A 13,388-nucleotide genomic window follows, 5' to 3' on the forward strand; every position below is an offset into this window, starting at 1 on the left:
AATAACTTAGCTATGTCCTGAAGCAGCCGATACCGATTTGATACCAATATCCAGCTTTTCCAGTTCGCTCCAGTCGGAGCTTGAATTAATCCAGCGGGCATACGTCGACAGCAGCATCTGCACGCTATGGCCGAGCTGCTGGGCTATAAATGCGGGGTTCATGCCAGACATTAAACATATTGTCGCATACGTGTGACGACAGTTGTATGGGGGGCGGTAGCGAATCCCCAGCTCTCTAACGGCCGGTCCCCAAGGCTTGTGCATCGCCGAGGTCTCCTGAATGTACTGGTTGCCTTTGGTCGGCGGGAAGGCATATGGAAATTCCTTGACCCTGCCGTCGCCGCTGCTGAGCCGGCGTGCAGCGTACTCCTTGGCATAGGCCAGGGCGTGCAATGCCCTGTCATTGAGCAGTACGTGGCGATTCTTTTTGGTTTTCGTCCTTTCCTTGATCTGCTTCTGGGCCAGCGCCCGGCAGACCTTGGCATGACGGTTTTCGAGGTCGATAGCGTCCCAGCGCAGCGCCGCGACCTCCTGCAACCTCATACCGGTGAAGAAAGCGAACTCGAAGAACGCGCCCCATATCCGTCCCGGCCAGTATTCGTTCGCGTAAAGGCGAGCGATGATCCTGTTGGCCTCATCGAGCGTGAAGGGATCAGGCTCCGTTGTGTTTCGCTTCGGGACATCCAGAACTTCAGCGGGGTTCTTGATGATCAACTCTTCCATCACCGCCGCATCCAGGATGGTTCGGATGCGAACCAGGGCATTGCGTCGTACATCTGCAGAGTGCCAGTCGATGTTTGAAATGATCCTGCGCAGACCGGTCGTTGTAATCAGATCAATTCGTGTCCGTGCGAGGTAGGGCATCCAGTAAAGGTTGAGCGTGCCCTTATAGTTGTCCCGCGTACCTTGCTCGATCTCTCTGCCATCCAGCCACAGCTGAGCGTATTCGCCAAATGTAGGCAGGCCTCGCTCGGCTGATGAAGAGCCGGGGAAAAGCTCGGCGTACTTGGCATCGTCAAGCATCCCGATTTTTATCAGGCCGACTACTTGATCTCTAAGCAGGGATGCAGCCTTGATCCCCTTTTGCGTCGTGGGATAGGGGAGCGTCTCGCTTCTGCGAACGCCGTTCCAGGTGAATCGGATGCGCAGTGATTTTCGGAAGATTTCCACCCCGGTGGGCAAATCCACTGACTTTCCAGCCATTCGTCATACCTTCTGATGCTGTAAATGATGAGCCGCCCGTGTCGGTTCCATACGCCGAGCGGTATCTGATTGCGTGCGCGCCTTGCGCGCAGCGCATGGACAGTCGTGTCCAGGATTTCGGCCATCCGGGCCTCGGTCACAAAGTCGCGACTAATTGGTTCTCGGCATCGCTCTGCAGCTGTCATGGCGGGTTCCTCAGGTTCTGCCTACCGCGCACGGCGGTAGGCAGGTTAGGTTGCGGCCCGAGTACAGGGTTGAACTGTTCATTCTCATGGTCGGCTTTCCTGCAACGCCCGAATCACCGACTGCACACCCGCCTCGTAGCTGGCCGGCTTGCCTACCGTTGCACCGGCAAGACGCTCGATCACGCTTGCGGCCGGATCGGTACGCATCGCCCTGACCAAATCCACCGCCCAGTCGCGGCCTTGCAGGAACAGGTAGCGGTCTACTGGCCCTGGTGCGACAAAGCCAGTGCTGATCACGGACTTGGTCGGCGAGACCACGCCCGTTCTTTCGACATGATTAGAGGCGGTACCAATTTTCGCTGGCTTCGACTTGGGGGCTTTCCGGGGCTTGCCAGCCTGGCGCTGGCGAGCACGGTTCAAAGCGGTTTCAGCAAGCCTGTTCATCGCACGCCCCCTTGAAGTGGTCGGCCAGCACCCGCCGCCCGTCCAGGCCGCAGGCGGCAGACTTGGCCAGCACTTCACCGAATGTGGTTTCACGGCGCTGCAAGGCCTCCCACAGCGCAACCAAGGCCCGCCCAAGCGGGCCGTTCTGGTGTCGGGTCATAGCCGGAATACCTCCCCGTGCTGAGGTGGGGCAGGGGTGAGTACCTGAGTTGGCCAAGCCTTGGGCTGTTCGCTGGCGAAGGCTTCTCTGTCGTTGCCCGTGCCACCACCTCCGGCTTGGGTGTTGAGCTGACTCATGGGCAGGCAACTGATACCGCCCATTGAGGTCATCCAGCACACCGCGCCGTACTCATCGTCCTGTGCCGACACGATCGCGTCGTAGTCGGTGTGCTCAGTGGCGGCTACGGCCAGCCCCACCAGAGGACCGGCTACTGCCACCAAGGCAAAAATGGTCAAGGCGCGCATGAGTAGTCCTCCACCTGTTCCAGGCGCTGTAAGCTGATGCGAGTATCGATTTCGACATCCAGCGCGTTTCCACTCAGGCAGGTATCGCCGCGCATCACCTGCAGGCCGTCGCCAAAGGTTTCAAGCTGCTGGCGCTCGCGAAGGAAGCGGTAGCGGGCGTCGTTCAAAGCGACCTGGACCAACTCGTCCAGATCGGATTCCGCGCTGGGCCCAGCAGGGCTGGCAGTACCGGCAGCACCCTGCACCTTGTCCAGCAGATCCCAGATGTCAGCCAGTGCCTTGTTGCGTTCAGCCCACGCCTGTTCAGAAGGGCTGCCGCCGTGGTGGAGGATTGCGTCATAGCCCCCCACTTTGGCATTGATCCGGCGTAACAGGTCGAGCATCGCTTGCGCATGCATGACCAGGTTGCCGTCGATCTTGGCGTCTACCACGGCAAGGCTGCGGCCGACGGCGACACTCATGCCGGCTTCGGCGAAGGGCGCGATCTTTTCCAGGGTGGAGCCTTCGGCGGGGCGCAGCACCAGGGTAATGCGGTCAGGCGCTAACATGGCTGGTGCCCTCGGTGCGTGGGTTGGCGAGCTTGGCAGCACGGATTTCATCGCGATCCACTGCAACCTTCTTCGGCGCGTTAATGCCCAGGCGAACTTGCATGCCGCTAACGCCAAGAATGGTCACGGTGACGTCATCACCGATGCAAAGCACTTCGCCTACACGGCGGGTCAGAATCAACATGGGTAGAACTCCTTTCAGTTTTTCCAGGCAAGCCGAGGACCTGCCGCGATGGTTGGCTTTCGCAAAAATCAGGGTTGGGTTAAGCCGTCAGCGCTATCTCATAACGCTGCGAGACGATGCGGGTTTCGACTTCGGATTCGTTGCCCTCTCTACGGCGAGCCATGGCCAATGGTTCAGGAGCCAGGGCACCGTGAGCCGTCAGGAGCAGAATGAGAGCGGCAGCGGGGCTGATGATCTGGCGTTTGAAGGCTTCAAGAACCAGGCTGCGTGTCGTCTTTGCCCCCAGCTTGAAGCGGGCATCTTCGATACGCTTCTCGACCGTCTTGGGGCTGATCCCCATCAGTCGCGCAATCTCCTTCTGGGTCAGGTCATTGGCGGCGTGCAGCGTGGCTTCCAGCTCGCGGGGAGCCAAGCCCATGCCGTGGTGGCCGGTCCAGTTGCCTAAGGTGATTGCATTCATGGTTGGTGCTCCGTGCTGGCCAATGTCAGTCAATGAGCTAAATTTAGCTTCAGGCTAAATTTATTGCAATAGCTTTGAGCTAAATAATGATGGGGGCACTATTTCTGCTTTGAGGCTGGAAAAATAGCTCTAGGGAAAGACATTTGTTCTGTATATATATACAGTTATTGGGTGGTCTCACGTGCCTATGTAAATCTGAGAACTGCTATCCCCAGATGGCCCAGTCATCAGAACTTCGGGGGGGGATCAACACTCACCGCAGTTAGTGAGCGTCATTCTGCTTCTGGTCATTTGAGCGGGATTGGAGGTGGTAGATCGTCAGGATGCTGGACGAGGCCTAAGGCTTCAGCCTGACGGCACAGGATCATCTGCGTTCAACTGATAGATCGAGAGGAGATGCTGTCTGATGAGGAGCAGGGCCCTACAGGACCGAGAATGAGATTAGGTTGAAGAGAGCGTTCCTGCATACAGCTGTTGGAGACGGTCTCCTTACCAGGAGGTCGTTTGGTTATGACCTGCTCTCCATCAGCAAATCTGGAAAATGGTATGGGAGGAATAGATGACTGATAATATAGGCCTCAATCTCGAATCTTTAGCAGTCGAAATATGTGACTGGCATAGGTTGTGCACCACCACTGGACAGTCAAAGCTTGAGCCAGAAAATGTTAAGGCAACTCTTGTTCCAAGAGCTTGGCTGTGGACATATCTAGGGGTTCATGTGACTATTGATGAAAGTCGGGCTCTGGAATTAACTGAGATGGGTGAGGTGGTGATAACTTTGTATGAGGTTCGTGTCTGCTGACCTATCATTAGATAGGTCAGTGGTGTGCGCTGATTTATACTATAGGAAGGCCGAGCTTATCAAAAAAAGCTCTGTTTCTTTCTTTGGCAGCTTTTACAAGCTGATCAAAGGAGATTACCTCGACATATGCGTGGGCAGGCTCGTTGTAGCCGAAGTATCCCATACCATCCGAAGTTATTCTGAGGTTGGCTCGGCGACTGCGCTTGTGCATGGTAGGAGTAAGATCGCAGATTATATAGCAGTAACCAGGAATGTCCTTGCTTCCGGGAATAGGGCGTCCCGACTTGGTTGTTACACCTCCTTCCCGAATTCGCTCGAGATAACCGAGCGATTGATCAATGGGGTCCTTGTCCTCACCCTCTTTCATATCGTCTCGCATCGGTCGTTTGATTTCAACAATAGTCAATGAGGCTAGTGGGAAGTTTGCGCCATCGTTCACTAGGATTGGTTGGTCAAATACTCTTAGGCTGAAAAGGTCTGGTTCTTTAGTAGACCCACTGTCAGTAACAGGCATGGATCTAAGAGTTTTGTCTGACGCTAGGTACGAGTGAAAAGACAGCCGCTCATCGATTATCCAGAGGTTGCTTCCATCGGGCATTACCGAGTCGGAGTCTTTACCCATGGGGAAAATAAGCTCGTGGATTGTATCCTCTCTGGCGTATTTGCCGTTATCAAGGCGCTCTATGGATTTTTGCAATATGTCGAGAATTACCTTTCGATGCATTACGTAGTTTGCAAGGTCTGACTTTTTTAAGTCTTGAGCTTTTGTAACGTATTCGGACAGTCGCTCCTTGTACTCATCCAGGTCTTCATTTTTGCCAGGAGCCATAATCTGATGGCCATCTTTTACAAGTTGTCGCTCTACCTCGTACCACAGGGAGTGTAGGTGCAGCTCTAGCTCCCTATCTGTGATGTCTGGTGGGATTATTAGAGAATCAGCGGGAACGTGGCTCGTGATGAACCTGTAACGAGGTGCCTGATTTTCTATGAAGCTATTTATTCTCGCCCTTCCAGCCTCGATACTTGCCGATAAGTAGTCTTGTAGATAGGTTTTAGCGCAGTCTAGGATCCGTTCGCGAATCATTTTTAAACTGATTTCAGTTTGCTCGAAAATCCCGTTGAAATCTTCGGCGATATTAAATGATGTTCTTTCGCTTCGAACGTTTTCGTCAAGGTAAGAGGACGATACATAGCAGTTATATATAAAGTCGCCACTGCTGTCAGAAAGTTTTCCGCCGAGGCCGGGTATTTTTCCCTGGATTCCTTCTTCTTTTGCTAGTCGGTTTGCGGCGCATAAAGCAATTTGGTGTTTTCGAGTTGTGGAGTACCTGAACTTGATATGAGTTAGCTCAAAGTCGTGATCTAAGATTCTGATTTTCTGATGTGATGCCTCTGACATCATATTCTTATCGTATAGATCGTAGATATCCTCTGACGTGTCTTTGTCTCTCACGATAATTCTTGGTGCCCCGTCAGCTCTGACAAAGTACCAGAGGCAATGCTCCAGAAGTTGGTTTGCTATTGCTGTTACCGTTTTTGGAGTGTATTTTTGATAACTGCTATGGAAACCTCTTAAACTCACTTTTGAGCCTGAAGGAAGGGCCTCGGAACGGTTTTCTTTCAAGCCAGATACGCCGTTTTTTTCATCAAACGTGAACGCTCGGCTTATTGAGAATTCACCGTCAGTATATGTGCTATGAATTTCCGCTCTATCAAAGGCTTTTAACCATACGAGTCGCCCAACACCGCGACAACCTTTATCTATTTTATGGTCAGAATCTAGTGTCTGGAAAGAGTTGAAGTTTGTTTCGTCAAATCCGCATCCATTATCGATGATCGTGAATCCGACTATCTCTCCGACTCCGCCTCCTAGCTCTAAGTCTGTCTGCGGAGCTCGCTCAACCTCTAGATAAATTACCCCGTCCGATAAATTTCCAGACTCCTCGATAGAGTGAATAGAGTTTACTACGGCCTCAAATACTGGTAGCAATCCATGTGTGCGTGGGAGGGAGGTGTTTCTAAGTCTACCTTTAAGGTTTGTCTGTAAGAGCAGGCTCATGATCAATCCATTAGTTGTGTTGTGCGCTCTGTCAGTTGGCAAACGAGCGCTACTGTCCATTCAGGCTGCAGTTCCTGCTGTCGGAACATACGTTAAGCCCTTCTCGAATTCCATATCAGCAGCACTTTCGCATGCACTGTTACATCCTCGATTCGCGCCTCCTGATCCCTAATATTTAAGTTGTCCGACACGAGCAGGAATCTTTCAGCATCAATTACCTGTAGACGCTTGATGTAAAGCATGTCGTGCCAGGTAATCACATAGATCCCATCTCCCACGAACTCATTAACGCCCCGGTCAACAATGACCGGATCTTTGTCGTTAATAGTTCCTTCCATCGACTGGCCCCAGCCCGTGATCATCGCTAGGGACTCAGCCGAGGTGTAGGTCACGCCTTTCTCGCGCAGTACGTCTTCTCGGATGATCAGATTGCGAATCACCTCGTTGTATTCACCTGGAATGTGCCCGAGGCCCATTGAGGCGTGCACGTCGTACTGACGTATCAGGATCTCGCCTGGGCGGGCGGTGATGCTTGAGAACTCCGACTGGACCACCTTGCTTGAGCTGATCTCGTCAGCTGTATCGCGCACCACTTCAGCGATCTTTTGACGTATATCGTCTGAAAGATTCTTGCCGTGTTTGGCAAGCATCTGCGTGACGAGGTCGGCTGCAGATTCTGGTGCTTTGCGCGTAACTCGATACTCGCTTTGATTATCGCAAACTTCGTATGAACCAACTCCCGGCGACCTTTGAGAGTCAAACCAGCCTAGCGGCAAGCCTTCAGTCGACTCAATTCTTCGAGCGACTTCGTCACCAAGATTTTTCGCCGTCTTGTCGGACAGAATTTGACTCAGGTGCGCAGGGCTCATCCCCCATTGTTCAGCGCATGCATTTTTGCGCCGATTCCCAATGAGTTCGATGAGATTTCGCTTTCGAATTTCGTAAATATCCATGTCTCCAAGGATCGCACTCTTTAGCTCAGTGCTAAATGTGCTCATAGCTAAATTTTTCTTGCCTGCGAATTAGCTTCAAGCTAAATTCCCCTGCGTGCATTGGGGAGAACATCTTATGAACGACCACTGGCGAAAGTGGTTTGCAAAGACCGCTGTTGATGAGCGTGAGCGCGTGGCGCTTGCTGCTGGAACCACGGTAGGGCACTTACGGCAACTGGCCGGTGGCCACCGCAGAGCGTCGGCGGAGCTAGCCGAACGCCTGGAGGCAGCGTCTGACGGTGAGCTTGCCATTGCTTTTGTGCGGCCAGATCTTCTTCAGTTCGCTAGGCGCGTGCTGAGTCAGACCACCATTCAATCCAGTGCAGCTAATTGCCTGACCTTGAAGCAAACGATATCCGATGCGTCGAGTGCTCGGCAGCCGGACACACCCTCTGTGAATCTATCCAGTACCTCGCAGGCCTCTGGATGATCACGCAGACCATCGAACACAAACGTCATAGCAATCTGACCTGCTTAGGCGCTGCTCCGCGATACCAAAACCCTTACGTGCGCCGCTCTTTTCAGTGGTTCGCTAATTGTTTGGACGCTGTGGCTTATCCAGCGCGTCATATGAAAAGTGAGTTGAGTGTTAACGGATTTTTGATGCGGATCACCGTCACAACTCGATCATCGAATAGGGATCGCAGAGTAAGTAACGTAGGACCGGTCTTACATACCAATCGCCCGAAATTACCTCAACGATTCTTGAACGGTACCTTTCACAGCGCTGAAACTTCTCCTACTACTGAAAAAAACGGGCGGTGCAATGCTGTCTTCCCAGGGCTTTTGCTAAGCGGCTGAAGGTTTTCGACCGCGCACAAAAAAGCCCAGCAATTGCTGAGCTTATTAGTCGCTACCTGTTACCAGCAGGAGGCGGGGATTCACTTTGCCATGAGAAAGTCAAAATGGACGTCGAAATTAACATCGGTAATCGCTGCACGCAATACCCCTCTAGTTCAGAGGAAGCTGTATGAAGACCAATTCCACCCTGCGCCTTGGGCGCATCAAGTATCGCAAACTGGCAGAGCAGGCAAAGCTGGTTGGTTGTTGTCTGGCCGTATCGAGCTATTGGAATATGGGTTGCTGGGGGTTATTCAGCCCCTTTGTTCAGACGGTGCATGCTGACGCCACTACTGATCACCCCGATCTTTCCGAACAAATTGTGATTCAGCTGTCTGCGACAGTAGAGGCCGGGGCGCTCAGGGCTGTCACTCGACCGGAAATTGACTGGGGCGCTCTGGAAGATCACGAGATTTTTGACTTCATAGTGGCCCACGAAATTGGGCACCGAGTCGATAACTACGGCGTTTTCGACCTTCACCGTATCAAGGATGTTGAGGCGCTGGAAAAGTGTCGGTCGACGATCAGGGCGGTCAATGAGGTCTTGGCTGATCGTTATGCATGGTCGCAGGTCAGGCCTGGCGAGCCTGTGCCTCTTAGCGAAAATGGCAAGCTCCTCCAGGAACAGGTCGCTGAGGCGATGGTTCTTCTGGATCAGCATGTGCCTCGGCCGCAACGCGTGTATCGATCTTTGCCTGGCGGCCAGTATGCCTGGGTGCCCGAGGCCATGCTTTTCACCGACCAGCTTACGGCGTACGTGGGGCCCCGTACCTCTCCAACTCTAATTGAGCGAGCCCGTCACAGTCGGCGCGTCTATCGCCGAGATACACGTGGCAGGGCTTACCCATGAGTCTCCTCTTTGACTTCCGTCCCTTGGTGATCAATCCGCAGCTTGCCGAGCGCATTGGCCTCAACGAGGCAATCGTTCTGCAGCAGCTCAAGTACTGGCTGAGCGAGACAGATGCAGGCGTTGAGCACGAGGGTCGTCGCTGGGTCTACAACACCCTTGAGCAGTGGCAAAAGCAGTTCCCGTTTTGGTCGGTGGACACCGTCAAACGGGCGTTAAAGTCGCTTCAGGCACAAGGAATCATCCTGGCTGAGCAGTTGGCCAAGTCGAAGCACGACCGGACGAATCACTACGCAATCAACTACCAGAGCAATGCCCTGTTCGAAGAGTGCAAATTGCACTGTTCTGAACAGGGCAATTTGCACTCATCCACGGGGGCAGGTTGCCCTGTTCTTCATACAGAGATTACTACAAAGACTACTCATGAGATTAACAAGGGCGCGGGCAAGCCTGCCCGTGCTCGGTCGAAACAGAAATCCGCAACGTTCGACCCGTTCACCGCCAAGCCGCCGAACGTCACCGCACAGGTCTGGGCCGACTGGTGCCAACACCGCAAGGAAATCCACAAGCCTCTCACAGCCAAGTCTTGCGAGCAGCAGGCCAAAGCGCTGGCCGGCCACAGCGACCCGGACAGGGTGTTGGCCACTTCAATTTCCAACGGTTGGACCGGAATCTTCCCTGAGAAGGTTTTGCCGGGTGCTGGCGCTCGCCCGGCAATCCTGGGGCAGCCATCCGCCGTCCTCCACGTTCCGACCCACACCCAGGACATGTACCCCGATGACCGTATTTAAATTCGCCCCAGCCCCACGGCTGACAGAGACACGGACGGTCGAGTGCAAGGAACCTGGTCACGGCCAGTTTGAAATCAGCGTGGTCGAGCAGTTCGAGGGCGGTGCCTTGTCGACCAGTTGCCCGGCCTGCCGCTGGACGGCGCTCAATACCCAGACCAGCGATCTGCTGCGCACCGTTGCCCGTGAGGCTGAGCAGGCCGACAAGCTGAACGCGGCGCTGTTTGCCACTGGTATCACACCTCGGTTTCGCGCCTGCACGTTTGAGTCTTTCCAGGTGGGCGACAACCCCGACAAGCAGCGCGCCTTGAACATCTGCCGCCAGTACGCCGAGGGCTTTGCTGATCACTACCGCGACGGTCGGGCCCTGATGCTGTTGGGCGAGATCGGCAACGGCAAAACACACCTGGCCTGCGCGATCCTGCAGCACATCGTCCGCGTTGAGGGCGCCAGCGGTTTGATCGTGACTGCCGAGGCGATCATGCAGGCGGTGACCGACAGCTTCCGGAGCAACGCCGGCCCGTCGAAATCCGAGCTGCTGACCGAACTGGCGGCGGTGGACCTGTTGGTCATCGATGAGGTGGGCATGCACACACCGCGGCCCGGCCGCGACTTCATGCCCAGCCTGTTGCACGAGGTGATCGACCGCCGTTATCAACTGGTGCTGCCAACTATCCTGATCAGCAATCAGGGCCGGGAGCGGTTGCCCGACTTCATCGGCCCGCGCGCACTGGACCGGTTGCGCGAGAAGGGCGGCCTGCTGGCGCCGTTCACGTGGAGTTCGGCGCGGGTCGGGGGTGAGGCATGAATCACGATGACTACCTGGACGAGCCTGCACCGTCGTGCCTGCACAGCCATGACGCCGAGTACGCCTTGATCGGCTGCATGATCCACCAGCCTGATCTGATCGATGACACCGGGTCTCGCCTGGAGGTCAGCGACTTTCATCATCCGGCGTGCGGTGAGCTGTACGAGGTGTTGCGGGCGATGCGCGCCAAGGGCTTGGAAATCGACGTCGTGACGCTCTCGGATGTCCGCGCCCGGTTGGCGGATGGTCAAAGTACCCTGGCCGTGGCGGCGCAGCTCGTGCAGAGCACGCCCAGTGCGGCCAACTTCGCCGCCTATGCGCGGATCGTGAAACAGCGTTCGGTGGCCCGCAAAGTCATCGCCGCTGCCCACGTGATGAGTCAGGCCCTGGAGGATGGCGCGCCACTGGAGCAGGTGCTGGCGCAAGGTCAGCAAGCCTGGGTGGCGCTGGAGGCTGAAGGCCTGGACGTCAGCCGCCGGTACCGGCTGGTGCGTGACATCCTGCCCGAGGCCATCGACGGGATCGACAAGCGCTTCAACCGTGAGGTGGCGCTGGGCTTTGACACCGGCCTGCGCGATCTGGATGGCTTCATTCCGGGTATTTGCCCTGGGCACATGGTGGTGATTGCGGGCGAGCCGGGTAGCGGCAAAACCACCCTCGGCCTGAACATCGCCGAGCGGGTCGCGCTGCACAGCAAGGCCACGGCGCTGGTGTTCAGCATCGAAATGACCGACGTGGAGCTGGTCAACCGTTCGCTGGCCTCAGTGGGTGGTGTGCAGCTTCAGCACATTAGCGAAGGCCATTCGATGACCGACGGCGACTGGCCGGGTTTGGCCACTGCGGTGAGCAGACTGGACGGCGCGCCGCTGGTGATCTGCGACGACGCCTCGCTGACCCTGCGCGACATTCGGCAGATTGCCCGCACCGTCAAGCGCGAGCATGGCCTGGGCTTGATCGCCGTGGATTACGTCGGCCTGATCAAAGGCGAGGGCAGAGCTACGCCACGGCATGAGCAGGTCGCCGAAATCAGCAAGGGTATCAAGCGGCTGGCCAAGGAGCTGGGCGTGCCGATCCTGGTGCTGGCCCAGCTCAATCGCGGGCCGAAACAGCGCGCCAACAAGCGCCCGACCAAGAGCGACCTGCGTGAATCCGGCCAGCTTGAAGCCGATGCCGACGTGGTAGTGCTGGTGCATCGCGATGGTGAATCGGAGGCTGGCCAGGCAGGAGTGACCGAGCTGATCGTGGACAAGAACCGTCATGGCAAGACCGGTTTCTGCCGGGTCCAGCATCAGGGTGCTTACCACCGGTTTGTCGACCTGATCGGCTACATGCCCTCTGACGAAGAGGTCGAGATGGGGCGCCCGTTCGCCGGTCGTCAGTACGGCAAGGGGAGGGCTGCTGCATGAATGACCTGGTCAAAACCCTCACCGTGCTGATGAGCGATGCCGAGATCCGCCGACACGCCGAACGCCTGCATGTTCGTGCGTTGCGGGACGCTCGCCATCCCGCCTTGCATTTCCGCTATTCCACCAGCGACCGCCGCAAAGGCTCATGGCATGTGGTGATTCGCGGCAAGTGGGGCAAAGCCGGCAACTACCCGGATATCGGCGCGAAGCTGATGCAGTCCACGCTACCGGCGATCATTGCCCGACGCAGTGCAGATCCTGCTGCCGCCTCGACCACCACCAGTTGGACCACGGTGGGCGACCTGCTGACCTGGCACATCGACCGCATGAGTCGCGACCGTGGCCTGTCGGAGCGCCGCAAGGCCAGTGCATTGTCCGCGCTGCGTTGCCATCTGGTACCCAAGCTGCAGCACCTGGAGCTGGGCGAACTGAACCGAGCCACCCTGGACCGGTTGCTGATGTGGCCGATGCAGGAGCAGTTCGAGCTGTCGTTCGTGCGCTCGGTGTACGGTGTGCTTGCGGTGGCCTTCCGGCAGGCCATGCGGCTGGCCCTGCTCGATACCAATCCCATGGCAGACCTCAAATACACCGACTTCGTACGCACCCGGATCAGGCCGAAACCTGCACGGCTGCGTGGGGATGATGTGGCGGGCATTCTGGCAGACCTGACCCAACGGTTCGACGCGGCGCCTCTGGAGTGCACGTTGGCCCTGATGATGCTCTGTCACGGTACCCGCCTGGGCGAGACGCGGCAGGCGCGCTGGAAAAACGTCAACCTCAGCACCCGGCAGTGGTTCATTCCGGCGCCGGATACCAAGACCAAGACCGAACACACCCTGCCACTGACCGCCCAAGCCTGCGCGCTGATCGAGCGGTACCGGGCTCAGCAGCAGACCGCCGGGTACACCGGCCCATTCATGTTCCCGGGCCGGTCCGCTGGTGCCCTCAGTGCCAGCAAGGCCAGCAAGCTGTTTGCCGGGCTTTCCAAGGGCGAATGGTCCAGCCACGACCTGCGCAAAGTCGCCCGCACCGCTTGGGCCGACCTGGGCGTGGATTACATGGTCGGCGAGATGCTGCTCAACCACGCCATGAAGGATCTGGACGCGACCTACATCCACACCACGGCAGAAGTCCTCAAACGCCAAGCCCTGGAGGCCTGGCACAACCACCTCGACGCACACGGATTTGCCTCACTGCACAGCGCGACATATGCGAGACAGAAAATGACTACTGATAGCGTGCACGCCATGAAAGACGTGGCTTCCAGCGAAATCCGGCGTCCATCCCAAGGGAGGATGTTTAACAGCAAATCCGCGCCGGGAGAGGCCCATGAATAACGTCACCCAATACCGTGACC

Annotated in this window: 14 protein-coding genes; 5 read left to right on the forward strand and 9 right to left on the reverse strand. The window is 56.3% G+C overall.

Annotation, left to right across the window (positions count from 1 at the left end; genetic code table 11):
• Positions 1–6 precede the first annotated feature (6 nt).
• The 9 genes from NRB16_RS07400 to NRB16_RS07440 form a co-directional block, all read right to left on the reverse strand.
• Positions 7–1,203 carry a site-specific integrase gene (locus NRB16_RS07400; RefSeq protein WP_257105820.1) on the reverse strand — a complete coding sequence of 399 codons (1,197 nt, stop codon included), beginning with the start codon at positions 1,201–1,203 and terminating at the stop codon, positions 7–9.
• A gap of 269 nt (positions 1,204–1,472) precedes the next feature.
• Positions 1,473–1,832 carry a hypothetical protein gene (locus NRB16_RS07405; protein WP_257105821.1) on the reverse strand — a complete coding sequence of 120 codons (360 nt, stop codon included), beginning with the start codon at positions 1,830–1,832 and terminating at the stop codon, positions 1,473–1,475.
• Positions 1,816–1,992 carry a hypothetical protein gene (locus NRB16_RS07410; protein WP_257105822.1) on the reverse strand — a complete coding sequence of 59 codons (177 nt, stop codon included), beginning with the start codon at positions 1,990–1,992 and terminating at the stop codon, positions 1,816–1,818. Before NRB16_RS07410 ends, NRB16_RS07405 begins: the two co-directional genes overlap by 17 nt.
• Positions 1,989–2,297, reverse strand: coding sequence for a hypothetical protein (locus tag NRB16_RS07415; protein WP_257105823.1), 309 nt, complete (start codon positions 2,295–2,297; stop codon positions 1,989–1,991). The genes NRB16_RS07410 and NRB16_RS07415 overlap by 4 nt, the downstream gene beginning before the upstream one ends.
• Entirely contained in the window at positions 2,285–2,845 is a 561-nt protein-coding gene (locus NRB16_RS07420; protein ID WP_257105824.1) for a hypothetical protein, read from the reverse strand. Before NRB16_RS07420 ends, NRB16_RS07415 begins: the two co-directional genes overlap by 13 nt.
• Positions 2,832–3,029, reverse strand: a complete 198-nt coding sequence (gene csrA / locus NRB16_RS07425; protein ID WP_257105825.1) for a carbon storage regulator CsrA — start codon at positions 3,027–3,029, stop codon at positions 2,832–2,834. Before csrA ends, NRB16_RS07420 begins: the two co-directional genes overlap by 14 nt.
• 79 nt (positions 3,030–3,108) lie before the next feature.
• A complete protein-coding gene (locus NRB16_RS07430; protein WP_257105826.1) occupies positions 3,109–3,489 on the reverse strand; it encodes a response regulator transcription factor in 381 nt (126 codons plus the stop codon).
• Between the two features lie 836 nt (positions 3,490–4,325).
• Positions 4,326–6,350, reverse strand: coding sequence for an ATP-binding protein (locus tag NRB16_RS07435; protein ID WP_257105827.1), 2,025 nt, complete (start codon positions 6,348–6,350; stop codon positions 4,326–4,328).
• A gap of 92 nt (positions 6,351–6,442) precedes the next feature.
• Entirely contained in the window at positions 6,443–7,303 is an 861-nt protein-coding gene (locus NRB16_RS07440) for a S24 family peptidase (protein ID WP_257105828.1), read from the reverse strand.
• A gap of 1,009 nt (positions 7,304–8,312) precedes the next feature.
• Between NRB16_RS07440 and NRB16_RS07445 the strand changes: the two genes are divergently transcribed.
• From NRB16_RS07445 to NRB16_RS07465, 5 genes are read left to right on the forward strand one after another with little or no spacing between them, the layout of a single operon-like run.
• Positions 8,313–9,032, forward strand: coding sequence for a hypothetical protein (locus NRB16_RS07445; RefSeq protein WP_257105829.1), 720 nt, complete (start codon positions 8,313–8,315; stop codon positions 9,030–9,032).
• Positions 9,029–9,820, forward strand: a complete 792-nt coding sequence (locus NRB16_RS07450; protein ID WP_257105830.1) for a hypothetical protein — start codon at positions 9,029–9,031, stop codon at positions 9,818–9,820. The genes NRB16_RS07445 and NRB16_RS07450 overlap by 4 nt, the downstream gene beginning before the upstream one ends.
• Entirely contained in the window at positions 9,807–10,625 is an 819-nt protein-coding gene (locus tag NRB16_RS07455; RefSeq protein ID WP_257105831.1) for an ATP-binding protein, read from the forward strand. The genes NRB16_RS07450 and NRB16_RS07455 overlap by 14 nt, the downstream gene beginning before the upstream one ends.
• The gene (locus NRB16_RS07460; protein ID WP_257105832.1) at positions 10,622–12,031 is read left to right on the forward strand and encodes a replicative DNA helicase; all 1,410 of its coding nucleotides are present in this window, start codon (positions 10,622–10,624) and stop codon (positions 12,029–12,031) included. Before NRB16_RS07455 ends, NRB16_RS07460 begins: the two co-directional genes overlap by 4 nt.
• Complete coding sequence (locus NRB16_RS07465; RefSeq protein WP_257105833.1) at positions 12,028–13,368, forward strand: site-specific integrase; 1,341 nt, start codon at positions 12,028–12,030, stop codon at positions 13,366–13,368. The genes NRB16_RS07460 and NRB16_RS07465 overlap by 4 nt, the downstream gene beginning before the upstream one ends.
• The last annotated feature ends 20 nt before the right edge of the window (positions 13,369–13,388 follow it).

Source organism: Pseudomonas sp. LJDD11 (assembly GCF_024584215.1).
Lineage (GTDB): Bacteria > Pseudomonadota > Gammaproteobacteria > Pseudomonadales > Pseudomonadaceae > Aquipseudomonas.

Excerpts from the sequence above, each read along its gene's own strand:
- NRB16_RS07400 (WP_257105820.1), bottom strand. The coding sequence starts at position 1,203 with ATGGCTGGAAAGTCAGTGGATTTGCCCACCGGGGTGGAAATCTTCCGA.
- NRB16_RS07405 (WP_257105821.1), bottom strand. The coding sequence starts at position 1,832 with ATGAACAGGCTTGCTGAAACCGCTTTGAACCGTGCTCGCCAGCGCCAG.
- NRB16_RS07410 (WP_257105822.1), bottom strand. The coding sequence starts at position 1,992 with ATGACCCGACACCAGAACGGCCCGCTTGGGCGGGCCTTGGTTGCGCTG.
- NRB16_RS07415 (WP_257105823.1), bottom strand. The coding sequence starts at position 2,297 with ATGCGCGCCTTGACCATTTTTGCCTTGGTGGCAGTAGCCGGTCCTCTG.
- NRB16_RS07420 (WP_257105824.1), bottom strand. The coding sequence starts at position 2,845 with ATGTTAGCGCCTGACCGCATTACCCTGGTGCTGCGCCCCGCCGAAGGC.
- csrA (WP_257105825.1), bottom strand. The coding sequence starts at position 3,029 with ATGTTGATTCTGACCCGCCGTGTAGGCGAAGTGCTTTGCATCGGTGAT.
- NRB16_RS07430 (WP_257105826.1), bottom strand. The coding sequence starts at position 3,489 with ATGAATGCAATCACCTTAGGCAACTGGACCGGCCACCACGGCATGGGC.
- NRB16_RS07435 (WP_257105827.1), bottom strand. The coding sequence starts at position 6,350 with ATGAGCCTGCTCTTACAGACAAACCTTAAAGGTAGACTTAGAAACACC.
- NRB16_RS07440 (WP_257105828.1), bottom strand. The coding sequence starts at position 7,303 with ATGGATATTTACGAAATTCGAAAGCGAAATCTCATCGAACTCATTGGG.
- NRB16_RS07445 (WP_257105829.1), top strand. The coding sequence starts at position 8,313 with ATGAAGACCAATTCCACCCTGCGCCTTGGGCGCATCAAGTATCGCAAA.
- NRB16_RS07450 (WP_257105830.1), top strand. The coding sequence starts at position 9,029 with ATGAGTCTCCTCTTTGACTTCCGTCCCTTGGTGATCAATCCGCAGCTT.
- NRB16_RS07455 (WP_257105831.1), top strand. The coding sequence starts at position 9,807 with ATGACCGTATTTAAATTCGCCCCAGCCCCACGGCTGACAGAGACACGG.
- NRB16_RS07460 (WP_257105832.1), top strand. The coding sequence starts at position 10,622 with ATGAATCACGATGACTACCTGGACGAGCCTGCACCGTCGTGCCTGCAC.
- NRB16_RS07465 (WP_257105833.1), top strand. The coding sequence starts at position 12,028 with ATGAATGACCTGGTCAAAACCCTCACCGTGCTGATGAGCGATGCCGAG.